At 60.3% G+C, this 26,892-nt stretch carries 18 protein-coding genes and 1 tRNA gene; 7 read left to right on the top strand and 12 right to left on the bottom strand.

Going from position 1 to position 26,892, the window contains the following annotated elements:
• Positions 1–191: 191 nt before the first annotated feature.
• On the top strand, positions 192–920 hold the full coding sequence (nagB, locus tag I4W09_RS01895) for a glucosamine-6-phosphate deaminase (protein WP_055287061.1): 729 nt from the start codon (positions 192–194) through the stop codon (positions 918–920).
• 448 nt (positions 921–1,368) lie between these two features.
• On the top strand, positions 1,369–4,368 hold the full coding sequence (locus I4W09_RS01890) for an AfsR/SARP family transcriptional regulator (RefSeq protein ID WP_196031425.1): 3,000 nt from the start codon (positions 1,369–1,371) through the stop codon (positions 4,366–4,368).
• 69 nt (positions 4,369–4,437) lie between these two features.
• Here I4W09_RS01890 and I4W09_RS01885 read toward each other — a convergent pair whose 3' ends face one another.
• The 6 genes from I4W09_RS01885 to I4W09_RS01860 form a co-directional block, all read right to left on the bottom strand.
• A complete protein-coding gene (locus I4W09_RS01885) occupies positions 4,438–4,737 on the bottom strand; it encodes a YhbY family RNA-binding protein (RefSeq protein WP_006234690.1) in 300 nt (99 codons plus the stop codon).
• A 159-nt stretch (positions 4,738–4,896) separates the two neighbouring features.
• Positions 4,897–5,580 (bottom strand): class I SAM-dependent methyltransferase, encoded by a 684-nt coding sequence (locus I4W09_RS01880; protein WP_196031495.1) that lies wholly within the window; start codon positions 5,578–5,580, stop codon positions 4,897–4,899.
• A 528-nt stretch (positions 5,581–6,108) separates the two neighbouring features.
• Positions 6,109–7,473: a PFL family protein gene (locus I4W09_RS01875; RefSeq protein ID WP_196031424.1), complete on the bottom strand. Its 1,365-nt coding sequence runs from the start codon at positions 7,471–7,473 to the stop codon at positions 6,109–6,111.
• 108 nt (positions 7,474–7,581) lie between these two features.
• Entirely contained in the window at positions 7,582–10,140 is a 2,559-nt protein-coding gene (locus I4W09_RS01870) for a homocysteine S-methyltransferase family protein (protein WP_196031423.1), read from the bottom strand.
• 9 nt (positions 10,141–10,149) lie between these two features.
• A complete protein-coding gene (locus I4W09_RS01865; RefSeq protein ID WP_196031422.1) occupies positions 10,150–10,938 on the bottom strand; it encodes a hypothetical protein in 789 nt (262 codons plus the stop codon).
• On the bottom strand, positions 10,938–11,810 hold the full coding sequence (locus I4W09_RS01860; RefSeq protein ID WP_196031421.1) for a methylenetetrahydrofolate reductase: 873 nt from the start codon (positions 11,808–11,810) through the stop codon (positions 10,938–10,940). Before I4W09_RS01860 ends, I4W09_RS01865 begins: the two co-directional genes overlap by 1 nt.
• Positions 11,811–12,236: 426 nt before the next feature.
• Between I4W09_RS01860 and I4W09_RS01855 the strand changes: the two genes are divergently transcribed.
• Positions 12,237–14,324: a glutamine synthetase III family protein gene (locus tag I4W09_RS01855; RefSeq protein WP_196031420.1), complete on the top strand. Its 2,088-nt coding sequence runs from the start codon at positions 12,237–12,239 to the stop codon at positions 14,322–14,324.
• Positions 14,325–14,958: 634 nt separating this feature from the next.
• Here I4W09_RS01855 and I4W09_RS01850 read toward each other — a convergent pair.
• From I4W09_RS01850 to I4W09_RS01830, 4 genes are all read right to left on the bottom strand, one after another.
• Positions 14,959–15,035, bottom strand: a tRNA-Glu gene (locus tag I4W09_RS01850).
• Positions 15,036–15,135: 100 nt separating this feature from the next.
• Positions 15,136–17,313 (bottom strand): MurT ligase domain-containing protein, encoded by a 2,178-nt coding sequence (locus tag I4W09_RS10310; RefSeq protein WP_230318613.1) that lies wholly within the window; start codon positions 17,311–17,313, stop codon positions 15,136–15,138.
• 45 nt (positions 17,314–17,358) lie between these two features.
• A complete protein-coding gene (locus I4W09_RS01835; RefSeq protein WP_196031419.1) occupies positions 17,359–18,402 on the bottom strand; it encodes a hypothetical protein in 1,044 nt (347 codons plus the stop codon).
• The gene (locus I4W09_RS01830; protein ID WP_196031418.1) at positions 18,402–19,478 is read right to left on the bottom strand and encodes a hypothetical protein; all 1,077 of its coding nucleotides are present in this window, start codon (positions 19,476–19,478) and stop codon (positions 18,402–18,404) included. Before I4W09_RS01830 ends, I4W09_RS01835 begins: the two co-directional genes overlap by 1 nt.
• A gap of 500 nt (positions 19,479–19,978) precedes the next feature.
• Here I4W09_RS01830 and I4W09_RS01825 point away from each other — a divergent pair, with 500 nt between their 5' ends.
• The 4 genes from I4W09_RS01825 (at position 19,979) to I4W09_RS01810 (ending at position 24,407) form a co-directional block, all read left to right on the top strand.
• Positions 19,979–21,202: an iron-containing alcohol dehydrogenase gene (locus I4W09_RS01825; protein WP_195240295.1), complete on the top strand. Its 1,224-nt coding sequence runs from the start codon at positions 19,979–19,981 to the stop codon at positions 21,200–21,202.
• Between the two features lie 78 nt (positions 21,203–21,280).
• Complete coding sequence (locus I4W09_RS01820) at positions 21,281–22,381, top strand: glycerol dehydrogenase (protein ID WP_196031417.1); 1,101 nt, start codon at positions 21,281–21,283, stop codon at positions 22,379–22,381.
• A 114-nt stretch (positions 22,382–22,495) separates the two neighbouring features.
• The gene (locus I4W09_RS01815; protein ID WP_196031416.1) at positions 22,496–23,002 is read left to right on the top strand and encodes an iron-containing alcohol dehydrogenase; all 507 of its coding nucleotides are present in this window, start codon (positions 22,496–22,498) and stop codon (positions 23,000–23,002) included.
• 151 nt (positions 23,003–23,153) lie between these two features.
• Entirely contained in the window at positions 23,154–24,407 is a 1,254-nt protein-coding gene (locus tag I4W09_RS01810; RefSeq protein WP_196031415.1) for a 4Fe-4S binding protein, read from the top strand.
• Positions 24,408–24,538: 131 nt separating this feature from the next.
• Here the strand turns inward: I4W09_RS01810 and I4W09_RS01805 are convergent, their stop codons facing one another.
• Both I4W09_RS01805 and I4W09_RS01800 read right to left on the bottom strand, forming a co-directional pair.
• Entirely contained in the window at positions 24,539–25,294 is a 756-nt protein-coding gene (locus I4W09_RS01805; protein ID WP_196031414.1) for a GntR family transcriptional regulator, read from the bottom strand.
• 65 nt (positions 25,295–25,359) lie between these two features.
• Complete coding sequence (locus I4W09_RS01800; RefSeq protein ID WP_118387611.1) at positions 25,360–26,385, bottom strand: zinc-dependent alcohol dehydrogenase family protein; 1,026 nt, start codon at positions 26,383–26,385, stop codon at positions 25,360–25,362.
• Between the last annotated feature and the right edge of the window lie 507 nt (positions 26,386–26,892).

The following is a 26,892-nucleotide window of genomic DNA, read 5'->3' as shown; positions in this document are numbered from 1 at the left end:
ATGGGAAACGTCCGAGGCTAAACAGCTTCGGGTCACCGTGGACGGGCAGGGGCCTCGACGCGGCTAGACACGAGACACATACATTACGCGACCTCGCCCTGGTGGCCGCACACGTTGGTTGCGGCCGACGCGGGCCGCGGGCAAGTGCTTGTAAGGGAGCCTTGCCTCTCTTGTACGAGAAAGGACGCGTAATGAAGATCATTAAAGCTAAAGACTACGAGGATATGAGCCGCAAGGCCGCCAATATCATCTCGGCCCAGGTTATCCTCAAGCCCGACTGTGTACTGGGCCTTGCCACCGGCTCCACCCCGATCGGTGCCTACAAGCAGCTCGCTGCTTGGTACGAGAAGGGCGACGTCGACTTTGCCGAGGTCAGCACCTACAACCTGGACGAGTATCGCGGCCTTTCGCACGACGATCCCCAGAGCTATCACTACTTCATGCGCGAGAACTTCTTCGATCACATCAACATCGACCTGAACAACACGCATGTGCCCGATGGCTCCAACCCCGACGCCGCTGCCGCCTGCTCTGAGTACGACAAGATCGTCGCCGACGCCGGTTACCCGGATCTGCAGCTGCTCGGCATCGGCAACAACGGCCACATCGGCTTCAACGAGCCCGATGACCACTTCTCCAAGGGCACGCACTGCGTCGACCTCACCGAGAGCACCATTCAGGCCAACAGCCGCCTGTTCGACAGCATCGACGATGTTCCCCGTCAGGCCTACACCATGGGTACCCAGACCATCATGTATGCCCGCATGATCCTGGTCGTCGCCAACGGCGAGGCCAAGGCTCAGGCCGTGCATGACATGTGCTATGGCCCGGTTACGCCCGAGTGCCCGGCTTCGATCCTGCAGCTGCACACCAACTGCGTTGTCGTTGCCGACGAGGCCGCCCTTTCGCTCTGCGAGTAGCGCGAATCCTGCACCTCGACATAGCCTTGCCTGAGGCCTCCGCTTTGCGGGGGCCTTTTTGCTATCCCTTTCCGCCCGCTTGACCAAAATCTTGGCGCAAGCTTGACGAATGCCGGATGCCCAACAGCTTGATTCATTCCATACCAGATTCTATGCAAAAATGCCACTAGAAGGTCGTAGACGGTAGCGGGTGCTAGGCGAGTTGAATGACATGGCTGAACCTTGTTCATCTGCGTTACACTGCCGCTTAGATGGGACAAGCTGACAAGCTCATTTACCTGGTTAAAGACCGATTGGTCGGGGGATTAATAACAATCGGCCCTCGCTGTACAAAAACTTGCCGCTTGCGTACCAAAAGACAACCTAAAACACAAGGTCGCTCTATTCATAGCGCGGCTTGTATGGTCTTGCGGCTACAGTGTCCATACGGTCGAGTTGAGGAGCGGGCATGGTAAACGATTTGAGCGGTATAGACGACCTCGAGCTGATGCCGCTGGGCGGAGGCTATATGGTGCGACGCGAACGCTTGATGAATGAGCTTATCGCCAAGGGCCGAAAGGCCGGCATCGTGGTTCTTTATGCGCCCGATGGGTTTGGGAAGACCTCAGTGCTGCTGCAGTACACCCATGAGGTTAAATGCGACCCGACGCGAGGCCCCGTGCGGATTATCGAGGCCGATCGCGCCACTGGGCGCGAGGTGTTTATGCAGCTCGAGGTGGTTACCGAAGAACTCAAAGACAAACCGCGCTCCCTTATCGCGATTGATAATGTGCCAAACCTCGATCAGCACGATACCGAAGACCTCATCGACAGGATTCGCGGCCTGCGCGCTATGGGGGTAGGGGTCTTTATCTCCTGCCGTCCTTCAAATCGTCAGCTGATTCATGGGCTGGGCGATTCGGTTAAGATCAATGCGCAGATGCTTAAGGTGCATGCCTATGAGTATTCGGCGTGGGCATCGGCGTTTTCGATCAGCACATCGCTCGACTTTTATCAGCTCACGCAGGGCGTGCCCGAGCTCGTTTCGGCATTGCAGACGGGTCTGTATGGCCAAGGTGACGTAGCCGGTCTGCTCGAAAACGAGATTGTCAACGTATATGGCGCGGCACTTGTCGATCTGGCTTCGCTCGACAATAATGCGCTGTTTTGCGTGGCATGCCTCATGGTTTTGATGGGCGAGGGCAATATCGCAGAACTCGAGGCTTGTGGGGTGAGGCTGTCGATGGTCGACCAGTCCTACTTTGTACGCGACTACCCGATCTTTGGCTTGGATCCCGCCGAGCGGAGTTTTACGTGTCTGGGCACGGAGGATAACGGACGCTTGCGTTTGCGTAAGTTGGTGGCCGAGGTTCGCCCCGAACTGGTTCCGAGGGCGGCCCGGATTTTGCTTAAGGCGGGCCGATGCGATGCGGCGATGGGCCTGGCGGACGCCTTTTTGGACCGTGAAGCGGTCCTTGAACTTGCTGGGCAGTATGGGGTCGATCTTGCTCTGACGGGGCACGGGGCCGATATCTGCCGAGCAGCGCTGGGCACGATCGATGCCGACGATCCGGCTCCAGAGCCAACGCCTGCCGAGGCGCTCGGCGTATATCTGGCAGCGGTCAGCGTGTCCAATACAAAGCTCGCCCGCTATATGGCATCGGTTATCGAGCGCGGGGGCGAACGGGCGGCCTGCGAAATAGATCCTGTTTCATGGAGGGTGGCCCAGACGCTGACGGCTGTTTGCTATGGGGACAACGGGCTTGGGCTCCCTACGAACCTGGCCGTGCCAGAAATCGAGACATCCCATACCGCACTCGATATGTTGTCTGCGCATATCGAGGTCAAGCGGTGCCTGACCGAGCGGGGAGATGACGACGGCGTTCTACGGCAGCTCAAAACGAGCAAGGCCTACGACTGCGAGCTCGACATCGCGGGGATTGTTATACGGGCCGATAGCATGCTGGTGGAGCTCTTTGACGGGTCGTTTGCGGGAACCGACGAGCGCGACGACGAGATGACGGTGGTGCGGGAGGCGCTCGACGTACGTGGGCTTAAGGCGATGGCTATCTGGGTGCGTATGGTGTTGGCGGCACGGCGGCTCCTTTCCGGCTTGCCGGTAACCGACGATGCGGCGTTCAACGAGCTCGATCGTTTTGCCGTGCGCATGCGCGACAACCAGATTCAGCTGTTTGGTCTGTTGCTAGAAGGCTGGCAGTCACTGGCAGAGGGACGGCCGGTTAATGCAAAGTTCCGTGCGGTCCAAGTGCTCAAACTTGCCGAGGAGTCGATTGCGTATATGCGCGATAACGCATTGCTGCTGGAGCGCGCGGCATATCTGCGTAACACCTCGATGGTTTCGGTGCGCGAGGAAGCGGAGCTACTCGATATAAGCCAGACGCAGGTTGGTGGCGCAGAAGCCTGGATGGTGGCGCTACATTTGGCCTGTGCGGGCCGAGACAGCGACCTTGCGGCCTGGATGTCCATGAATCGCGCGGGGATTCTAGAGCCATCGTATCGGCTCTTTGCGCGCCTTGCCATGCATTGTCTGGGCGAGCCGGCGGCCAGGATACGCAAGAAGCTTCCCGTGCGCGAGCTGTCGCGGTACTCGCTGCGCGACGATTTGGAAGGGGAGGGCGAGCGCCTGTTCCAGGCCGGCGAGGTTGAAGCCGTTGATACCATCGACCATATCGAGATTCGCATGTTTGGTGCGTTTCGCGCCGAGCGCGACGGGTTTCCCATCACGGACAAAATGTGGCGCCGCAAGAAGGCGGCGACACTTGCCGAGCGGCTTGCGCTGGGCATGGATGCGCTCGTCGATCGTGAGACGCTGGCCATGGAGCTGTGGCCCCATGCCGAGTTCAATAGCGCCCGCAACAACCTGTACTCGACGATATCGCGCTTGCGGTCAGCTTTGGGACCGACGCCGGATGGCAAGTCGTGTGTGCTCATCCAAAATGAATGCATCGGACTCAACGGCGACTACGTCAAGACCGATGTACGGCTGTTTGACCAGATAAGCCGCGAGGTTTTGGGAAATCGCACAGGTGCGCGCGGACCCCATTTAGTTGAGCTGTGCCTTAAGATTGAGCAGCTTTATGCCGGACCGCTGTATGTTCCCAATGGCTGTAATCCCACCTACTTTTTGCGTATGCGACGCATTATGCAGTCAAAGTATATCGATTGCATGATTAAGGGAGCAAATGCCGCTCTAGAAGAAAACGATCTGCAGTCGGCGATTTGGCTGGCGGAGTCGGGGCTTCGACAGGAAACGGCGCGCGAGGATATGGTGCGCTGCGCCATGCGCGTCTACAGTGCGGCGGGGCGGCGGCGCGATATCGTTGAGCTGTACAGCGGGCATATGCACCATCTGAGGGAGCAGGTCAATGGCGTGCCCGAGCCCGAGACGCGGCGTCTATATGAGCGCTTGGTGGAGGGGCGGCTCAATCGCGTGCTGGTCGAGCGATAAAAAACGGGCGCCCGAAGTACTTGGGCACCCGTAAGCTTGCTATGTGTTGGCTCGCCGGATCATTGGCTCCTAGACGAGCTTGATCTTCTCGATGTCCTTGCGCGAGGACTCGCGATACAGCGAGAACTTGCGGCCGATGACCTGAACGACCTCGGCGTGGCAACGCTCGGCGAGCTCCTCGGCGGCTTCGCGGGCGGAAAGGCTGGAGCCATCGAGCACGGAGCACTTAACGAGCTCGTGCTTCTCCAGGTAGGCGACCGTCTGCTCGACGGTGCCCTCGTTGACATCGGACTTGCCGATGATGATGGCGGGGTTGAGGTGATGGGCCATGCTGCGAAGCTGCTTGACCTGGGCTCCTGTCAGTGCCATGGGTTCTCGCTTTCTATGTTATGGGGCGCCCCACGATGGGGCCTTAATCTACGTGAACTGTCCCACGATAGCGCAGGAACGGCGTGGTGTGGAGCGCGTTTGCCCAGTTCAAAAAGAATGCGGATGCCGAGTGAGTGGGCGGTGCGGGCTGCGAGCAGGCTATGAGCGGGGTGCAGAGACCGGCTCCCATGCAATAAACGCCCAACGAACCTTGCGAACGTGATCGAGCATATAGCGCCCCTGCGGCACGCCCTTGGAGCCCGGCTCGCCGGCATGGGGGTTCTCAATCATGTGTTGAGCGATGTAGTCGCGCAGGCGGTCAACCTTATCCTCGTTGCCATGCTCGAGCATACGGGAAAAATCCGCCACACCTGCCTCAAGGCTTTCGAAGGTATCGCGACGAGGCGATTCAAAGTACGTAACCTGCGGCAACGCACCCATCTGAATGAGAATGTTAAAGGCATACACAAAGCCATTGCTGCAGGTAACGGAGGCACCGATGGCGTTCATCAGGTGCAGGTCATAGCGCGGGCTGGAGTTGGCGACCATCGTGACAGCACAACGCCGACGAGCCGTACGATCAAGCTTAGCAAGCGCGCCTTTTAGATTGGTCGTCGTAACTGACCGACTGGCAAAGGCAACATCCACCGCTTTCGCGACCGGTCCAACCAGATCCCAATCGTCATCCCAAGCAAGCTCAAGCGGCGTTATGCGCCCCTCGAGCCCGAAATACTCAATGCCGGCATCAAGGGTGCCCAACATAGCAGGAGAGAAGTCGGCAGCAATCACAGGATGTCCGTCTTGCGCAAGCGGAATAGCAATCGACCCAGCCCCACACCCCATATCAAGCACCGATTCACCAGGCTTTAACGCCAACAGCTTCATAAAGTCTCGGGCATACGGAGCAGTCTCAAGCGGCCGAAAATGCCGAGCCCTTTTATCCCACTCAAAAGAATCATCAGCTCGATGTCGAGCTGCCTGCATTTGCATCCATTCCTGATTCCAATCAGCAGAAAGGAGCTCAGAGTGAGCATCCCCATCAACCACGGGCCAACCTCCTGGCAACAAAAAAGCGACTCCTTCCAAAAGAAGAGCCGCAACCAGCATATATCAGAAAGAACCGTTCCAACGCCAAACCGCCGCACCAGCCAAGTGGTGCAGGAGCGAAGCAACTGCAACCGGGATAGAACCCAACTGAGGTCCCGTTGTGCGGGAGCCCCGCCGCCGGGCGGCAGACATATAAGGTCGATCGCGAGTTCCGCACGCAAAGGAGGCCACTTAATGTGGCCTCCGTCTTGCGCAGGACTGTCCGAGCAGGCGACCTTATATGTCTGCCGCCCGGCGGCGGGGCTCCTCGCCCGAACCCCTCAGCTAGTTCTTCAGCGAGTTCAGCGGCGCCGGGAAGCGTCCACCGCGGTGGGCAAGCACGGTGCCGGCGTTGGGGTTCACCGGCATGATGGGCGCACGGCCAAACAGGCCGCCGTACTCGACGCAGTCGCCCACGCTCTTGCCGATGGCAGGAATCACGCGGACGGCCGTGGTCTTGTTGTTGATGACGCCGATGGCCATCTCGTCGGCGATGATGCCGGCGATGGTCTCGACTGGAGTGTCGCCGGGGATGGCGATCATGTCCAGGCCAACGGAGCACACGCAGGTCATGGCCTCGAGCTTCTCGAGCGAAAGCGCACCGGCCTCGACGGCGGCGATCATGCCGGCATCCTCGGACACGGGGATGAAAGCGCCGGAGAGACCGCCCACGCTGGAGCTGGCCATGACACCGCCCTTCTTGACGGCATCGTTGAGCATGGCGAGCGCGCAGGTCGTGCCCGGGCCGCCGCAGGTGCCCACGCCGATGATCTCGAGGATACGGGCAACGGAGTCGCCGATGGCAGGCGTGGGAGCCAGCGACAGGTCGACAATGCCCTTCTCGACACCCAGGCGATGGGCGGCCTCGCGGCTCATGAGCTCGCCGGCACGGGTGATCTTAAAGGCGGTCTGCTTGATCTTTTCGGCGACTTCCATCATCGATGCGGAATCGGGCAGCGTCTCCAGGGCTGCGGCCATAACGCCGGGGCCCGAGACGCCTACGTTGATGACGGCGTCGGCCTCGCCACCGCCGTGGACGGCGCCCGCCATAAACGGGGAGTCCTCGACCATATTGGCAAAGCAGACAAATTTGGAAGCGCCGACGGAGTCCTGGTCGGCCGTGAGTTTAGCGGCATCGATGATGGTCTGGGCGGCCATAAGCACGGCGTCCATGTTGATACCGGCGCGCAGGCTGGCGACGTTGACGCTGGAGCAGACGCGGCTCGTGGTGGCGAGCGCCTGGGGGATGGACTGGATGACGCGACGGTCGGCGTCGCCGATGCCCTTCTGGACGAGCGCGGAGAAGCCGCCCAGGTAATCGATGCCGAGCGTCTCGGCCGCGCGGTCGAGGGCATGCGCGATGGGGGTGAGGTCCTCATCCTTGCAGCACGCGGCAATCTGCGCCACCGGGGTGACGGAAACGCGCTTGTTGACGATGGGGATACCGTACTCGCGCTCGAGGTTCTCGGCGGTCTCGACCAGATACTCAGCCGTGTGCGTCACGTGGTCGTAGATCTTCGTGCACATGCGGTCGAGGTTCTCGTCACCGCAACCCATGAGCGAAACACCCATGGTGATGGTCCTGATGTCGAGGTTCTGCTCCTCAACCATGCCGCGGGTTTCCGCGATTTCTGCGGGCGTGATCGCCATCCTTGCGCTCCTATCTGCCAAAACGAGCATAGTCTTATCTATTCTAACGTGCCGCACGTGCCAAGTGGCGCATGCGGCACGTTTTGGTGCTCGGTTGTTTCCGTTGTGTTACTGCCCAAAGACCTCTTCGGCGATACGAGCGCTTTCGGCGGCGTCCTTAGCGTAGTAGTCCGCGCCGATCTGCTTGGCGTATTCGGGGGTGAGTACGGCGCCGCCCACGATGATCTTGACGCCCGGCACCTCGGCATGGAGCAACTTGATGGTCTCCTCCATGGCGACGACCGTGGTAGTCATAAGCGCCGAGAGGCCGACGAGCTTAATGTCACGCTCCTGCACGGTCTTGAGTACCTCTTGCGGGTCGACGTCGCGGCCTAGGTCAAAGACGGTGTAGCCGTAGTTATCGAGCAGCATTTTGACGATGTTCTTGCCAATATCGTGGATGTCGCCCTTGACGGTGGCCACGCAGATCTTGCCCTTGTCGGCGATCTCGCCGGCGGGCATCAGGCGCTTGATGGTGTCGAAGCCCACGCGTGCGGCCTCGGCCGAGGCCATGAGCTGCGGCAAGAAGAACTTGCCTTGGTCAAAGAGGACGCCAACCTCGTCGAGGGCGGGGATAAAGTGATTGTTGATGAGGTCCATGGCGTCGTGGTCTGCCAGCAGACGCTCGGTCTCGGCAGCGATCTCGCCTTTGCGGCCCGAGACGACCATGCGACGAATCGGGTCGTCGTTGCCGTCGGTGCCGGCGGTGCCCGCGGCAGGCGCGGCATCACTCGATGCAGCCTGAGCTGCTGCCGGGTTGGCGGCGATCTTGTACGGATCGGTCCAGCCGGCGTAGCGCTCGATGTATCCGGTCGAGCCCTCGTCCTCAACGCTCAGGACGCGATAGCTGTAGACGGTATCCATAAAGCGCTTGGAACCCGGGTTCATGATGGGGGCGTCCAGGCCCGCGCCAAAAGCGGCAGCCAAAAAGACCGAACCCAGCAGCGGGCGAGCGGGCAGGCCAAAGCTGATGTTCGACACGCCGAGCGCGCATTTGACGCCCAGACGCTCCTTGCACAGGGACATGGCGCGCAGGATCTGCTCGGCCTGGCGTTGATTGGTCGAGGCGGTCATGACCAGGCAGTCGATGAGGATGCGGTCCGGTCCGATGCCGTAGCGGGCAGCCTCGGCCACGATGCGCTCGGCGATGGCGAAGCGGGCCTCGGCGGTATCGGGGATGCCGCCTTCGTCGAGCGTAAGGCCGACAACGTTGGTGCCGTAGTGGGCGACCAGCGGAAAGATCTCATCCATGATCTGCTGCTTGCCATTGACCGAGTTGATGATGGGCTTGCCGGCGTAGCGGCGCACGGCGGCCTCGACAGCGGCGGGATCGGTGGAGTCGATCTGCAGCGGCAACAGCGTGGAGCCCTGGAGCTGTTCGGTCGCCTGTTGGATGATCTTGACCTCGTCGATCTCGGGCAGGCCGACGTTGACGTCCAGGATATCGGCGCCCTGTTCCTGCTGGCTGATGCCCTGGCTCACGACGTAGTCCAGATCGCCGTCGCGCAGGGCCTGCTGCAGGCGCTTTTTGCCGGTGGGGTTGATGCGCTCGCCGATGACGGCGATCTTGTGGCCGTCGCAGGGAAGGTCCACCACGGTCTGGGCGCTTGTGACCGACATGCTGGGCTTGCGGTGGCGCGGGCTGGGCGTGTGGTTGTCGATAAGCGTGCGCAAGGCCGCCATGTGCGCCGGCGTGGTGCCGCAGCAACCGCCCACGACGCTCACGCCGTCGGCGATCATGCCGGCGACGGCCTCGGCGTATTCGGGGGCCTGGATATCAAAGACGGTGTTGCCGTCGTCGTCCACATGGGGGAGTCCTGCATTGGCCTGCACCATAACGGGCTTGTCCGTAACGGTGAGCATACGTGCGGCGAGTCCTCGGAGCTCAGCCGGGCCCTGGCTGCAGTTGATGCCCAAAACGTCGGCGCCGATGGCGTCGAGCGTGATGGCGGCCACCTCGGGACTCGTACCCAGGAATGTGCGGCCGTCCTCCTCAAAGGTCATGGTGGCAAAGACGGGCAGGTCGGAGTTCTCGCGGCAGGCAAGGACCGCCGCCTTGATCTCGGCAAGGTCGGTCATGGTCTCGATAATAAAGAGGTCCACACCCGCGGCGACGCTGGCGCGCACCTCCTCGGCAAAGAGGTCATAGGCTTCGTCAAAGCTGAGGGTACCCAAGGGGCGAAGCAGCGCGCCGATGGGGCCGATATCGCCGGCGACGTAGCGGGCACCGGCCGCGCGGGCGCAGGCGACAGCGGCGGCAAAGACATCTGCCACGGTGGCGGCACCGTCGAGCTTGTGGGCATTGGCGCCAAAGGTGTTGGCGGTGATCACGTCGCAGCCGGCCTCGACGTACTGACGCTGGATGTCGGTAATGACTTGGGGCTCCTCAAAGTTGAGCAGCTCGGGCAGGGCGCCGGCCTTCATGCCGGCCGCCTGCAGCATGGTGCCCATGCCGCCGTCGAACAGCAAGTGCCCCGTGCCCTCGACGGCCGCATGCAGGCGATCGTCCTTAATGCGCAGATCGCCGATCGTGCGCGTCTTGTACGTGGCACCGTTGCGACGTGCGGCATCAACGGGTGCCGCCAATGCAGTGCCGTCAGAATCATGAGTGATAAGCGGAGTAAACATTGAGGGCTCCTAATGGCTGGAATAGCAGGTGGTGTGGGCGGCGCGGAAGCGGCAGTGCTCGCGCATGCGGCAGATATTGCAGGTGGGGCGGCTCTGGGCGTCGTGGACTTCGCCGTCGAATAGGCCGATCACCGCGGTCACGCTTTTGGTGGGCATGAGCAGGCTGGTGGGTGTGACGGTAAGCCCGATGAGCCGCGTGGCGTTGAGCGCATTGACGATCGAGCGCTGGGCCGAGAGCGGGCAGTCGCCGTAGCCGGGACTAAAGCGCCAGTTGCCGGCGAGCCCATGAACGGCGGCGTCCGTCTTGACCTGCTGGTCCATTTGCTCAACGGCGGCTTCTACGTAAGCGGAGCACGCGGCGTCGAGCACGGCGCCCTCCAGGGGATGTTGGGCTCCCGTGGTGCGCAGGCGACGCTCGGCGTCCATGCCGAGGGTACATGCCATGAGCGCGGCAAAGCGGGCATCTTTGAGATGTCGATAGATATCGCGACCTCGCAGCTCAACGTTGGTGCCGACCAAGTGAATGCAAGGCTCACTTTGTTCGTCCACGCCCGTGGCATCGACGGCAAACACGCGGCGCACGCCACGGGGCTCAATGTCAAGTTCCAGACGCTCGACCACAAGCTCAATACGTCGTGACAGCTCGGGTTCAATCTGCTGGCCGCCGTAACCCAGATACCGCAGCATCTCGGCACGGTCGACACGGGGATGGTGCGCAGCATCGACACGGTAAAGCGCCGGCGACGCAAGGTCGGCCGGCACTTCGACAGCGGTTGTATCGATGTGCGGTTTTTCCATTACCCCAGGCGCTCCATAATGGTCGCGGCGATCGCAGGACGGTTCATAGTGTACAGGTGCAGGCCGTCGGCGCCGTGCTCCTTGAGGTCGCAAAGCTGGCGGGCGGCATAATCTACACCGGCTGCCTGCAGGCTCTCGGGGTCGTTCTCGTACTTGGCGAGAATCTTGATGACGGGGGAGGGCAGCGACGCGCCGCACATAAAGACCATGCGGCTGATCTGCGACTTGCCCATAAACGGCATGATGCCCGCGGTAATGGGCACGGTGATACCGGCCTTGTCGGCAAGCTCGCGAAAACGGTAGAAGCACTCGTTATCAAAGAAGAGCTGTGTCACAAAGAAGCTCGCGCCGGCGTCCTGTTTTTGCTTGAGGTGTTCGACCGAGAGGTTGAGATCCACACAGGCAATGTGGCCCTCGGGGTAGGCTGCGGCGCCCACGCAAAAGCCGGCGTCGACGAGCTCGGGGATGAGGTCGCGGGCGTAGGCGTAGTCGGAGGCGGGCTTGTCGTCCTCGGTCGCGCCGGCAGGGAGATCGCCACGCAGGGCCAGAATGTTTTCAACGCCGGCGGTGCGATACTCGTCGATCTTGGCGGCGATGTCGGCGTGGGTGCGGCCCACGCAGGTGAGGTGTGCCACCGAGGGCGTGTCGAATTCGCTCGAAATCATATGCGCGATGGGGGCGGTGGTGGCACCGTTGCCCGAGCCGCCGGCCGAGCAGGTGACCGAGACAAAGCTCGGCGAAAGCTTGCACAGATTGCCTGCCACTTCGCGAGCCGTGTCGAGGGTGAGCTCGCCCTTGGGCGGGAACATCTCAAACGAAACGGGCGCGGTGCCCTGGGATGCTGCCTGCTTAAAAACCTCGTCGACGCGCATATCGTGCTCCTCTAGATACATAATAGTGTGATGTGTTGTAAGGATTCTACAGCACCGCTGTGTCACGGTGGAGTTTCACTCGCTATTTGGGGATACCAATCAAAGATGCCTTGCTATCGGCATTCCCTATAACAGGGCGGTCAATCTAGGATGGGGCTATAAAGACTGGTATCTGATGCAAAATACCAGTTAATAGAGCTCCATCTCAAATTGACTACCCTTAAACCATGGGGAGAGGTCTGCAATTTATGCAGTTGATTGGCTGTTGAGGGTGGCAACGCCGCCTCGATAGGGTAACCTCATTGATTGGTTTCGCGACAGCAACATAACGGTAATGTCGCGGAAACACGGCGAGTCTAAGCTATGACTCGTTCGTTAGTAATCAACACCGCTTCTCACGCGGTGCCGATACGAAGGGAGTTCCGTATGGCCGAACTTACTGACCGCTTCGGGACCATGGTGTTCTCTGAGGAAGTCATGAAGGACTACCTCCCCAAGGACATTTGGAAGCGCCTTGCTGCAACCCTCGAGGACGGTGAGCCGCTCGACCTGGATGTGGCCAACGCTGTTGCCCACGCTATGAAGGTCTGGGCCATCTCCAAGGGCGCTACACACTACGCGCACTGGTTCCAGCCGCTTTCGGGCATTACTTCCGAGAAGCACGATAGCTTCCTCGAGCCCAACCACGACGGCACCGCCATCACCAAGTTTACGGGCAAGAACCTCATCCAGGGCGAGCCCGATGCTTCCAGCTTCCCCAACGGCGGCCTGCGTGCCACCTTCGAGGCCCGTGGCTACACCGCTTGGGATCCCACTAGCCCCGCATTCATTAAGGACGATGTCCTGTGCATCCCCACGGCTTTCTGCTCCTACACGGGCGAGGCCCTGGACAAGAAGACCCCGCTGCTGCGCTCCATGACCGCGCTCTCGCGTGAGTCCAAGCGCGTTTTGGCGCTGTTTGGCAAGACCCCCAAGAAGGTCGTTCCTTCCGTGGGCGATGAGCAGGAGTACTTCCTGATCAAGAAGGACGCTTACCGCAAGCGCAGGGACCTGGTCATCACCGGTCGCACCCTCTTTGGCGCTGCTCCCTGCAAGGGCCAGGAGCTCGAGGAGCACTACTTTGGCGCTATCCGCCCCACCGTCTCGGCCTACATGAAGGACCTGGACGATGAGCTGTGGGCGCTCGGCATTCCCGCCAAGACCAAGCACAACGAGGTCGCTCCCTGCCAGCATGAGCTCGCCCCTGTCTATGGCGAGGTCAACGAGGCCATCGACCAGAATCTGGTCATGATGGAGAAGATGAAGCTCATCGCCTCCCGTCACGACTTGGTCTGCCTGCTGCACGAGAAGCCCTTCGAGGGCATCAACGGTTCGGGCAAGCACAACAACTGGTCGCTTGGCACCGAGTCCGAGAACCTGCTCGACCCGGGCGACACCCCGCTCGACAACCTGCAGTTCATCGTCTTCCTCACCGCGGTGATCGAGGCCGTCGATAACTATCAGGAGCTCCTGCGTGCCTCCGTTGCCTCGGCCGGCAACGATCATCGTCTGGGCGCCAACGAGGCTCCTCCGGCGATTATGTCCATCTTCCTGGGCGACCAGCTTACCGAGGTCGTTGAGAAGATCATCGATGGCAAGGCTTCCGTCCATGCCACGCGCGGCGTGCTTGACCTGGGTGCCGATACCCTGCCCAAGCTGATGCAGGACAACACCGACCGCAACCGCACCTCCCCGTTTGCCTTCACCGGCAACAAGTTCGAGTTCCGTGCCTGCGGCTCCGAGCAGAACGTCTCCGACTCCAACCTGGTGCTCGATGCTGCCGTGGCCAAGTCGCTCAAGTCCTTCGCCGACGCACTCGAGGGTACGCCCGAGGATAAGTTCCAGGACGCCGCGCTCGAGTACTGCAAGAAGGTCCTGACTGACCACCAGCGCATCCTCTTCTCCGGCGATGGCTACTCCGACGAGTGGCCCATCGAGGCCGAGAAGCGCGGCCTTGCCAACAACAAGACCACGGCCGATGCCCTGCCCGCCTTTGTTTCCGATAAGGCTATCGCGCTCTTCGAGGAGACGGGTGTCCTGACCAAGGCCGAGGCTCAGTGCCGCTACGACTGCAAGCTCGAGAAGTACAACAAGCTCATGAACATCGAGGCTACCACGATGGTTCGCGAGGCGCGTCGTACCTATCGCCCGGTCATTACCGCCTATGCCACCAAGGTCGCTAAGGGCCTTGAGACTATTCGTGCCGCCGGTGCCGAGGCCGCCATGCAGTGCGAGCAGAACACGCTCAACAAGCTCTGCAACGGTATCACCACCATCAACGACTCCATCAAGGCGCTCGACGCCGTGCATCAGAAGGCCGAGGGCCTCGATGGTCAGGAGCAGGCCAACGTGTATGCACATGAGGTCGTTCCCGCTATGGATACGCTGCGCGCCGCCGTGGATGCCATGGAGGAGATCGTGGCCGCCGACTACTGGCCGGTCCCGACCTATGACGACATCCTGTTCTACGTGTAGAGCGTAACTGACATATCGTCACGGTATTGAGCCGGGGTCCGCATCATGCGGGCCCCGGTTTTTGTTTGCGAAGGGCGCTTTGAAGCCCGTTTTGCCGCCGATTTGCCTAGGTATAAAGGGCTATGGGCAAAAAACGTCAAATATGAGTACTGTCACAAGTCCTGTAACATTATTTATTTGCAAAATATGTAGTGTTACGCAACATATGTCCAAGTACTTAGCCGATAAACGTCTGCAATTTTTCCGCCGTAGGACGCCTGACGGCTAAATCGTCTTCTGAAGGCATGAAATTGCTGTTACTAAAATGGTAACAGTACTCATATTTGCTATTTTTTGCCCACAGGCCTTGCGATGATGCCGGGATTCGCACCCTGTCGGGTTCGAATCCCGGCATATCGGTAGCAAAAAGCCCGTCACTGCAAGGGCAACGGGCTTCTCAGTTTAAATGGTGCCCCCAGCGGGATGTCCGCGTGCGGCTGACGCCGCCCGCTTTCGCCGCGTCGCTTCGCTCCTTGCGTGCTGCGCTGGAAAACGCTTCGCGTTTCCTCAGCTCCGCACCCTGTCGGGTTCGAATCCCGGCGCATGGGTAGCAAAAAGCCCGCTACCGCGAGGGTAACGGGCTCTTCAATTCAAATGGTGCCCCCAGCGGGATTCGAACCCGCGATATCCACCTTGAAAGGGTGGCGTCCTTGGCCGCTAGACGATGGGGACAGCGGGAAAGAGTATAGCAGACTTTTTTAGCCGTTCACATATCGTTGGCAAACTGAAAAACCACCACAAAGGTGCCTGTCCCCTTTGTGGTTGTGAGGTGCTAGGGGAGGAGCTTCATGGCGGCGTCGTGGGCGGCGCGCTCGCAGGTGTCGTCGAGGGGCTTGAGCGGCAGCAGGGCTGTGGCCTGCGCATCGCCGCGCCGCTCGAGGGTGTGCGCGATCAGCCAGTCAGCGAGTTCGGGGTTCTTGGGCAGCGCCGGGCCATGCAGGTACGTGCCGATGACACCCTTGTAGATGATGCCCTCAAAGCCATCGTCGCCGTTGTTGCCGGTGCCCGCGACGACGGACGTTCCGAGCGGCGTTGCCTCCGCGTCGAGCAGGGTGCGACCCCCATGGTTCTCGAATCCCACAAAGGGCTCAGGTGCCAGATCGGTTTTGACGGCTACGTTGCCGATCAGGCGATCGGAGCCACGTACGGTTTCGGCGGCAATGACGCCCAGGCCCTCAATGCGATCGTCGCCCATGTAGTACGAACGGCCGAGCAGCTGATAGCTGCCACAGATGGCAAGCAGTGTGCCGCCGTCCTCAACATAGGCCGCGACCTTGTCTTTTTGGGCGAGCAGCTCGTGTGCCACGGCTAGCTGGTCGCGGTCGGAGCCGCCACCCATCATGACGATATCGGCATCGGTGAGATCGAGTGATTCGCCCATACGGACCTCGTCCACGCGCACGGGAATGCCACGCCAGGCGCAGCGGCGCTCGAGGGCGATAACATTGCCGCCGTCGCCGTAGAGGTTAAGGGCATCGGGATACAGGTAGACGATGCGCAGCGGGCGCGAAAGCTCGACTGGCGCGATACCGACAGGAAGAGCGCTGCCGTCGGCACGGGCTACGGCGCGCCCAGCAACAGCGTCGGCGGTGGCGCCTTTCAGCCCGTCGAGCTCCTTGACCAGCGGCGGGAAGGCCGTGTAGTTGGCGACGGCGTAGAAGGTGTCATCGGCGGCCTCGTCTGCCACGGCGCCAATTGCCTGCGCGACGTCCGAGATAATCGCGGCATCGATGCCGGCGTACTTGAGGCGCACCTGCATGTCGTGCGCGCGCGTGCCTCCGGCAAAGGCGACAAGACCCGGCGTGTCGGCGATGCGCTCAAAGTCGACGTCGTAGATCCACGATACATCGTGGCCGTCGGCATCGTTATCGTTGAGGAAGAAAGCGCAGAGTCTGCCGCCTGCCGTCTTGATGGACTGGATTTGTCGATCGAAGCCTACGGGATTCTTAGCCAGGTTGGCCTCGACGGTGCGGCCGGCGATATCCCAGCGGCCCATGCGTCCGCCGGCGGGGACGTAGGCATCGAGCGTGGGCTGCAGGTGCGCCGTATCCACGCCTAACTCATGTGCGGCAAAGAATGCAGCGGCAACGTTGTAGACCATGTACAGGTCGTTGTAGCGCGTGGCGATGTGTACGGCAGCTGCGTCGGACGCAGATCCAAAGACCAGGTCAAAGCCGTAGCCGTCGCAGCCGAGCTCCACGCCCGTCACGCGACGGACAAGCGCAGGGCGGGCCCAGCCGCACGAGGGGCAATGGTAGGCGCCGAGCTGGCCGTATTGCACGTAGTCATACTCCAGCGGCGCGTTGCACTGTGAGCAAAAACGTGAGTCGCTAATACGGTCGGACTCGGTGTTGGTGGCGCCGTCGATGCCAAAGGCAATACTCGCGTTGGGAACGCGCGCGGCAATCGAGGCGCACAGCGGGTCGTCGGCGTTATAGATGAGTGTCGTTGCCGGCGAAAGCTCCAGCGCGTGGGCGATGACGTCCTGGGTGTGGTCGATCTCGCCGTAGCGGTCCAGCTGGTCGCGGAACAGGTTGAGCAGCACAAAGTAGGTCGGCTTGAGCTTGGGCAGGACGCGTACGGTGTAAAGCTCATCGCACTCAAAAACGCCCACGCGCTTGCCGCCACCGGCTCGCTTGAGGCCGCTGCGCGCTTCGAGCAGTGCGCCCACCACGCCCGGCTCCATGTTGTTGCCGGCGCGGTTGCATACCACGGTGGCGCCGCTGGCGGCAACGGCGTCGGCGATGAGGTTGGAGGTGGTGGTCTTGCCATTAGTGCCCGTAATCACCACGCTGCGGTCGACAAGGCCAGCGAGGTCGCTCAGCAACTCGGGATCGATCTTCATGGCGATGCGGCCGGGGAGTACGCCGCCCTGGCGCTTAAGGACGGAGCGCAGTCCCCAGCGGGCGATATCGCTCGAGGTGCAGGCGAGAGATGAGCGGAGGTTCATGAAACCGTTCCTAACGTAAACGACATGGTCGGGTCGAGTGCGTCACTAAAAACCGTAGCGGCGCGCAAATTCCTGGGCAAGCTGTGACACGTCTTCACAGGCATTGGCCCAGGGGGCAAAGTCGGGAGTGTCCGAGATAATGCCGTCCGCTTCCCAAACGGCCTGGTGCGAAAGATCCCAGGGATCGCGCGGCTCGGGCCGGCAGGGAAGGTACGGCGTCTGGTACATGGGGTTCAGCAAGAAGAACGCGCCGCCCTCGCAACGGTTGGCAAACTCACGCAGCGCGCGTGTCGCCGGGCGCATCTTGTTTGTTTTGAACAGCAGAATCGTGCGGGCGAGCAGATACCAAGGAGAGTTCTCGAGCGCGTCAGCCCCGATCTCTTCCTCGAGCTGGTGGGCCAGGGCAAAAAAGCCGTCCTCGTCTTCCAAGCGAGCGAGGGCGAGTAGCACGGTGCCCGCAGCTCGGGTGGGATAGCCTTCTGCCTTAAGAACACGGCGGGCGTAGTTGGCGGCAGCACGGTAGCGGGCGCTCGCCATGCACAGCTGCGAGATGGCCTCAAGCGTGTGGAGCCACCCGATAAGTGCCGGCTCGTTCACGGTGAGATCTGCCGCCGTCACGCCGTCCGTCAAAACTTTGTTGGCCCAGTAGTGTGGGGCCTCCATATCGAACCCGGGCACACTTTGCTGCAGGTAATCGGTCGTGGTCGCCTCGAGCTTCATCAGGTCGCTCAGGCAGGCGTCAACGGGCGTGTCCGCCAAAATGATGGCGAGCAGCTGGGCATCGAGGACATGTGCATCGACGCGGACAATTTTGAGCAGCTCATCGCGCATGTCGTCGAACAGGCGATTACGCGTCTGTTCGAACTCCTCGTCACTGCCCATGTCCTCGATGCGATGGAGCTCGTCGAGCAGGTGGCGATGAACACCGGCGTAGGACAGCAGCGCCTGGGCATGCTCGGACTGCGCATACTTTTGGGGATTCGCGCTAATGTCGTTATGGACAAGCTCGCGTGCTGCATCGGTGAGCTCGGGGTGCGACGCCAGATAGGTGCGCTCCAGGTAGGCGGGGATGTAGACGCTCGGATCCATTAGAGGTCTCCTCCCTTAAACGGCAAACCCTGCTCGGCCGCCTGCAGGATGCGCTCATCGATTTGGGAACGCACGATATCGTTGGTGGCGACCCAGGCGGCAAAGCTGGCGTTGTCGGGGGCGCCCAGGCCCTCCTGCAGCACCGGCGTCGCCTCGGACAGCGCGAGGACAAGCTCGTCGGTGGAGCCTACGCCTACGTTGACGCGGGCATAGACGCCATCGGGAAACTCGGTTTGGAAGTAGAGTGCCTCGGCTGCGTGCGGGCACGAGCGTGCAAGGATGCGCAAGTAGTGCTCGGCACCCTCGTAGTCCAGCTCGCGCCAGGCAGCGCTCATCAGCGCGATGAGCGTCCACGGGTCCAAGTCGCGCTCCGCATCCTTGGGACGACGGCGCAGCGGCGTGTTGGCGAGATAGGGGACGGAGTGGGCAGAGCGAAAGCGCTTGAGCTCCTCGGCGGGGTATTCGAGCTTTGCCATGGCGAGCATCGCGGTGTGGCGGACGCCGGCAGGATCGTTGGGGGAAAAGTCGAGGCTGCGGTTTGCGGCTTCGAGCGACATGCGATAGCGGCCGCTAATGAGCGCGCGCGATGCCAAGGCGGCAAGCCAGCGCAGGTAGGGGCGGCGCATAAGGTCGCCAGCGGCCTCGCGCTCGTAGGGGTCCTGCGCCGAGGCGATCTTAAGCGCCAGATCGTGCTCCACCTCGTCGCACTTGGACACCAGATACTGCACGTATTCCTCGTTGGATTCGGCGGCGAGGGCGGTCAGCATGCGCTGAGCGTCCCAGTTGGTGGGGTCGAGCACGGCTGCCTCGCGGAGCATGTTCTCGGCAGCTGCCTCTTCCTGCTCTGCCTGGGTATCGTCAGGGATAAAGGGAATGCGGTAGTCGACAGCCTCGACCACCTTGGCAATGAGGTGCCCGGCGCGGTCGCGGTCGTGCACGATGAGCGGTGCGGGGTTGCGGGTGAATTGTTCCATCAGATGCTCTACGGCGGCAGCGTCGGTGAGCGGGATATTGTCGCGGCGCAAGGCCTCAAGAACGAGGCGATGGCAATTCTCTTGAATGGGATCGAATGCCATGGGGCCTCCTTTGCTGCGGTTAGGGTTCAAATGTTTCTATATAAAGTTCTAGTTTACCCGCATGTGGCACAACGGGGGTGCCGCACTTGGACTTGCACCTTTGCACCACGAAGACGGATGTCGCACAAATGTCGGCACCTTGGACGACCGAGTGGTATCACGGTGCCGCAAACGGTCGATTTTTGGCGGCGAACGGTGCATATTTTGGAGGGGCACGGTCCTGCCCGGGATATGTAGTCAACCTTGATAAAACGTTTGCCCAGCTTGGGAGTATGAATGCCGCACAAGGGTCTTCAGGGATAGAAAAAACGTTTCATCATTGGCGGCTTTAGGTGAATAACTGACCAACCAGAACGGTAAAATAGTGTTTGTCTGAGCGTTGAGACGTTTAGACATCGCGCATTGTCATCGCCGGCAACGCGCAAACCGGTCCTAACGGAGCCAATTGGGTGCTCCGTTATATACGCAAGTCTAAGAGGGGCTTGTTTAGGAGGCACAGTATGGGACGTTTTACCAATCCTCGCGATCTGTACTTTGGTGAGGGCGCTCGCCACGAGGTGAAGAACCTCAAGGGTAAGAAGGCCATCATCGTTTCTGGCGGCAGCTCTATGCGCCGCGGCGGGTTCCTGCAGGACGTTGAGGCCGACCTCAAAGAGGCCGGCATGGAGGTCAAGCTGTTCGAGGGCGTCGAGTCCGATCCCTCCATCGAGACCGTCATGAAGGGCGCAGCCGCTATGCGCGACTTCGAGCCCGACTGGATCGTTGCTATCGGCGGCGGTTCGCCCATCGATGCTGCTAAGGCCATGTGGGTCTTCTACGAGTATCCCGAGGAGTCCTTCGACAACATTATCCAGCCGTTCAGCTTCCCCGAGCTGCGTCAGAAGGCTCACTTCTGCGCCATTTCCTCTACCTCCGGCACCGCTACCGAGGTCACCGCATTCTCCGTCATCACGGATTACGAAAAGGGCATCAAGTACCCGCTGGCCGACTTCAACATCACCCCTGATGTCGCCATCGTCGACCCCGAGCTCACCTACACCATGCCCGCCAAGCTGTGCGCTCACACCGGCATGGATGCTCTGACCCACTGCATGGAGGCCTACGTTTCCACCTGCGCCTCTATGTTCACCGACGCCAACGCTCTGCACGGCATCCGCGAGATCGTTGAGTGGCTGCCCAAGTCCTATGCTGGCGACCATGAGGCCCGTCAGCACATGCACGAGGCTCAGTGCATCGCCGGTATCGCCTTCTCCTCGGGCCTGCTCGGCATCGTTCACTCCATGGCTCACAAGACCGGTGCAGCCTTCGAGAACGGTCACATCATCCACGGTGCTGCTAACGCTATGTACCTTGGCAAGGTCATCCAGTGGAACTCCAAGGACCCGCGTGCTGCCGAGCGTTACGCTTACGTGGCCAAGGAGATCCTGCACCTTCCCGGCGAGACCAACGAGGAGCTCATCGCCGCGCTCGTCCAGAAGATTCGCGACCTCAACGACCAGCTCAACATCCCGCAGTCCATCAAGGATTACGCGAATGGTGGCGTGAAGGTCGACGCCGAGAACCCGCAGATGGTTTCCGAGGAGGAGTTCCTCGCCAAGCTGCCCGAGATCGCCGCGAACGCCGAGACCGACGCCTGCACGCCTGAGAACCCGCGTGAGACCAAGGCTGCCGACTTCGAGAAGATTCTCAAGGCCTGCTACTACGACACCGACATCGATTTCTAATCGACTCTTGTTATCGCAACGAGGGGCTCCGCACGCATCTGTACGGAGCCCCTTTCTTTTTTAGAGAATGGGATAGTTATGGCTGCAATTTTCAATAGCCCCAGCAAGTACATCCAGGGCCCGGACGAGCTGGCCAAGCTCGGCTCCTATGTCGAGCCGCTCGGCGCTAAGGCCCTCGTCATCGTGACGCCTTCGGGCAAGAAGCGCGTCGGTGCCAAGATCGAGGGCGGCTTTGCCGAGGCTAAGGCCGAGCTGCTGTTTGAGGACTTTAACGGTGAGTGCTCCAAGGGCGAGGTCAATCGACTGGTTGCGCTCGCTCGCGACAACGGTTGCGACATCATCGTCGGCGTCGGTGGCGGCAAGATCCTCGACACCGCGAAGGCCGTCGCCTATTACCTGGAGTCCCCGGTTATCATTTGCCCCACCATCGCTTCGACCGATGCCCCGTGTTCGGCGCTTTCGGTGCTCTATACCGATGACGGCCAGTTCGACAAGTACCTCTTCCTTAAGGCAAACCCCAATATCGTCCTTATGGATACGACGGTTATCGCGGCGAGCCCGGTGCGCCTGACGGTTTCCGGTATGGGCGATGCGCTCGCAACCTATTTCGAGGCCCAGGCGACGCACGATGCCGACGGCGGCACCTGCGCCGGCGGTAAGGGCGGAATGGCCGGCCTGGCGCTCGCCAAGCTCTGCTATGAGACGCTCATGGCCGATGGCGTCAAGGCCAAGGTTGCGCTGGAGAAGGGTGCGCTCACGCCTGCCGTCGAGCACATCATCGAGGCCAATACGCTGCTTTCGGGTATTGGCTTTGAGAGCTCGGGCCTTGCCGCTGCTCATGCCATCCACAATGGTCTGACGATGCTGCCCGAGTGCCACAGCATGTATCACGGCGAGAAGGTCGCCTTCGGCACCATCGTCCAGCTGGTACTCGAGGATGCCCCGACCGAGAAGCTCGAGGAAGTCTTGGGCTTCTGCATTGAGCTGGGCCTGCCGGTCACGATGAAGGAACTTGGCGTTGCCGAGCTTACGCGCGAGCAGGCCATGATTGTTGCCGAGGCCGCATGCGCGCCCGAGGACACCATGTGCAACATGCCCTTTGAGGTGACGCCCGAGATGGTCGCAAACGCCATTCTGGGTGCTGACGCACTGGGCCACTACTATCTCATGGATGAGTAGATCAAGCTAAGGAAGGGGCAAAGCCAGCAGATGGCTTTGCCCCTTTTTTGCTATGGTGCAAAGGGGTCAGGTTACTTTGCACCAATCGTTGTTTGATGAAGGGCGGATTCTCGTATGGCGCTTCCTATGGTTTACGGCGGTCCCGGCCGGTATGTTCAGGGGCCGGGCGAACTGTCGCGTCAAGGCAGGTATTTGTCATGGTTGGGCTGCGCTGCCTATGTCTTGTTTGACCAGGGCACCGAGGATCGGCTGTGCAGGCAGATCGTCGATGGATTTCTGGACGAAGATCTAAGCGAGCCGTTCTTTAAGATTTATGACGGTCCGTGTACGGAAGAGGCCGTTGTCGAAATGGCTAAGGAAGCCCAGGCCGAGTATTGCGACATGGTAGTGGGTATTGGCGGCGGCAAAATGCTCGATATCGCCAAGGCCGTTGCGTTTTATGCCGAGTTGCCGTTGTGCGTATGCCCCACGGCGGCATCGATGGACGGTCCGTGCAGCGAGATTTCCGATGCCGATTTGCAGGGTGTTGCAGATGCGGTCTTTAGAAACGAGCGCAATATGGCTAACGAACAGGCCAAGGTGACCAAACTAAAGCTCGTGCAGTTCATGTGCGAGGCATAGCTTGGCACTTGATTGACCTTGTGCAATCGAGGCGGCGATAGGCCATAGACTATTTGCCGCAAAGATGCTCCGCGTGTAATTTGCCCGAGGCATGGGCCGATAGCGTATCATTATCTCTTGCTTGTTTGCACTGCTCAGGGAGGGGCCGCGCATGGCGCAGGAACACGATCTGTTTGATGACATTATCGAGATCAGCAAGGGTTTCGACTTTCTTAAAAATCCGCTTGGCGGCGTGACCAATGCACTCGATCCGTCGGCGCCGCAGTGGAATCCTGCCGACTACAAGGAGCGTCCGCGCGGCAACACCATTCCATGCCTGACCTGCAAAAACGAAAAGAGCGGCTGCACCGCGTGCATGGACGTGTGCCCGGTCAACGCTATTGAGGTCGAGGAAGACGCCATCGAGATCCTCGACTCCTGCCGCAAGTGCGGTCTGTGCGCCGCTGCCTGCCCGACCGAGGCGATCATCTCGCCGCGCCTGGCGCCTAAAAACCTGTATGACGATATCGTCTCTGCTGCTACGAGCCACGAGACCGCCTACGTCACCTGCACGCGTGCCCTCAAACGCATGCCGCGTGAAAACGAGGTCGTCGTTGCCTGCGTGGGCGATATTACGGCAGAGACCTGGTTCTCGGTACTGGCCGACTATCCCAACGTGAGTGTGTACCTGCCGTTGGGCGTGTGCGATAAATGCCGCAACACCGGCGGTGAGGACATTCTTGGCGAGGCGATTGCGAAGGCCGAAGAGTGGTCTGGCACGGGTATGGGCCTAGAGGTCGACCCCAAGAGCCTCAAGTGCCATAAGCGCCGCGAGTACGAGCGCAAGGAGTACATGGAAAAGATTGCCCGCACCACGGGCCTGACGGTGACCAAGCTCAACCCGGCGACGGCGGCGCTGGCCTCGGTGACGCAAAAGCTCAAGGCCCATCGCCATCAGATTACCCAGCTGGAGCGCACGCTCAACACCATGTGCGGCACCACGACGACCAAGCGTCGCCGTTCGCTCACCCATGGGCGGCAGCTGGTGCTCTCGACACTGCAGAACCATCCCGAGCTTGCCCAGAATATGCAGGTGAGCACGCCGGAGTGCGATTTTGAAAAGTGCACGTCGTGCGGCGAGTGCGTCAACGTGTGTCCCACGTTTGCCTGTGATCTGGTGGGAAGCGGCCGCTTTGCGTTGGAGTCCACGTATTGTTTAGGCTGCGGCGCCTGTGTCAAGGTTTGTCCCGAGCATGCGCTCAAGCTTGTTGAGCACGACGCGTCCAATCTGGTCGTCGTCGATCCCGAAGCCGAGGAAAAGGCCGCCCAGAAGGCGAAGGCTCACGAAGAAGCTGTGAAGGTCAAGGCCGAGGCAAAGGCCAAGCTGGACAAGATGCTCGACCAGGTGGAGAAGCTCGCGGACTAGCTAAAAGAGCGTAAATGATGGCCGGTGGGACAGGTACTGCCCCGCCGGCCAAAAAAGTTGCGGTGGAATAGTTCCTGTTTTGCCCTTAAGCTGGCAATTCTAGGAACTATCCCACCGCAACTAATAAATGGTTAGTTCATGCTGCTTTGGTGGCCGGTTCGACCGGTACCGTTGCGTGTCACGGTTTCATGGAGCAAAAAGAACCCGGGAACCTGTTTGGTCTCGGTGTATTCCATAAGGATACCGTCGGCGTTGTAGGTCTGTCCGCGTATAACGGCGAGTGCGTTAAAGTCGTCGAGATCGAGCACGCGCGTATCCTCGGGCGTGGGATGCTCGATCGTTACATCGCGTTTGCCCGTGACAATCTTAATGCCAAGGTCTTCTTCGAGGTAACGATAGATCGAGTCGTTGACAATCTCGGGTGTCAGCCCCGGTACCTGTGAGCTTAGGTAATAGGAGTCGTCGGAGCACACGGCGTGTCCGTTTGCGTAACGGATGCGTTTGGCGCGTGTGAGCTCGCAGCCTTCGGGAAACCCGGTAATCCCGGAGAGTGCCTTGCTACAGACGAGGAGCTCAAAAACGGTGGTGACAGTCTTGAGCTCAAAGCCTCGGCTGGCCGCGATTTCCTTAAAGGTCTCGAGTCCGCCGCCACCACGACTCTTCTCGTCACTGATGTTGCGAATGACGCGCATGCCTTTGCCTTGCTGGGGGAGCACGTAACCATCTGCCGCAAGCATCGAGATGGCGCGACGGACCGTCATGCGCGAACAGTCAAACAGCTGCGTGAGCTCAGTCTCCGAAGGCAGATAACTCTGATAGGCGTATGTGCCGTCGTCAATCGACTGCTTCACGTTGTCATAAATAGTTTGGAAGATGGCTCGCGCCACGACGGTCTCCTAGAGCTGAGTGCGCGAGCGGTGGATGAGGACCGCTCGCGCAGGTGTCGATCGATTTACTTGCTGGGGTCGATTATATATTTACCCATGGCACGCAGAGCTGGGTCTGACAGGATGGCGCCGAGTTCGTCGAGGGAAGCCACCTTGGCGACCATCGAGGATACGTCGAGCCTGCCAGAGTCGATGAGCTCGAGCGCGCGACGCTGCGTATAAGGGTTGATGTAGGACGAGGTAAGCACAAGCTCCTTCTGGAAGACCTCGAAGGGCTTGACGGTGATCGTCTCATCGGGCTTGGTGAGGCCGAACATCATGACCGTAGCCTTGTGGCCGGCGATCTGGATGGCCTGCTCGATGGTGACGGGCTTGCCAACACACTCGATAACGACATCGACGTTGCCGACGCCCTCCTGCTTCAGGCGGGCCGGGACGTCCTCGTGGATGGAATCAATTGCCAGGTCGGCGCCGAGTTTGAGCGCAACCTCGCGCTTGCCTTCGACGGGCTCGAGCAAGACAACCTTGGTGGCGCCGGCGTTTTTAGCAAGCTGCATCATGAGCAGACCGATCATGCCACCGCCGATAACGACAACTGTGCTGCCGGGCTTGATGTTGCACATATCGATGCCGTGCAGGCAGCAGGCGACGGGCTCGGTCATAGCACCCTGCTCAAAGCTGGTGTGATCGCCCAACTTGTAGACTTGCTGCATATCGACGGAGCAGTACTCGGCAAAGCCGCCGTTAACAGTGGTGCCGTAACCGGTCATATGCTCGCAGTAGTGGTTGATTCCGTCGCGGCAGGGTTCGCAGCAGCCGCAGGGATGGTTTGGGTCGATGCACACGCGATCGCCCGGTTTAAAGCCAGCGACGTCGCTGCCCACGGCCTCGACAACGCCCGCAAACTCATGACCAAGGATCGTGGGCGGGGTAACGTCGGCTGCACCCTTGTCGCCTTCATAGATATGAACGTCGGTACCGCAGACGCCGCAAGCTTTGACGTTGATCAGAACGTCGCGCCTGCCCACGGCCGGCTTTGCCGATTCCTCGACTCTGAGGTCGTGCTTTCCATAGAAGACCGCGCTTTTCATGGTGACTCCTTAACGTGGCGGTGAATGTTGTAATGAAGTATAGGCATGTCTATAGATATAGACAAGCACATCTAGACAAGTAGAAAAGAAAATTGAAATGCAGCCATCAACTATGTCAGATTTAACAGGCGAAATACTGGACATATACCGTTTACGGCCAATAATCAACCGTTTACCGACCGTTGTATTTATGCTAACTTGTCTAGATAAGTGATATGATAAAAATAGAAGCGCAAGAAGTCAGGGAAGCGGGCCCACCCGTCCTATTGCACGAGGTACACGCAAACGGCGCGTCTGCGGTCTCGAGTGAAGCCAAAACCGCAGTCGCTCCGAATGAAGAGAGGGGGATTCCCCGTCATGATGCAAAAGATACAACGTTTCGGCGGTGCAATGTACACGCCTGCAATTCTTTTCGCATTTTCCGGAATCGCCTTGATTATCAACTTTATCCGAACACCTCCCACATTCATCCGCACATGTGCGGATGAATGTGGGAACCCGATACCC

Source organism: Collinsella aerofaciens (genome assembly GCF_015670795.1).
Lineage (GTDB): Bacteria > Actinomycetota > Coriobacteriia > Coriobacteriales > Coriobacteriaceae > Collinsella > Collinsella aerofaciens_Q.
This window is presented reverse-complemented; position numbering and strand designations above follow the sequence as displayed.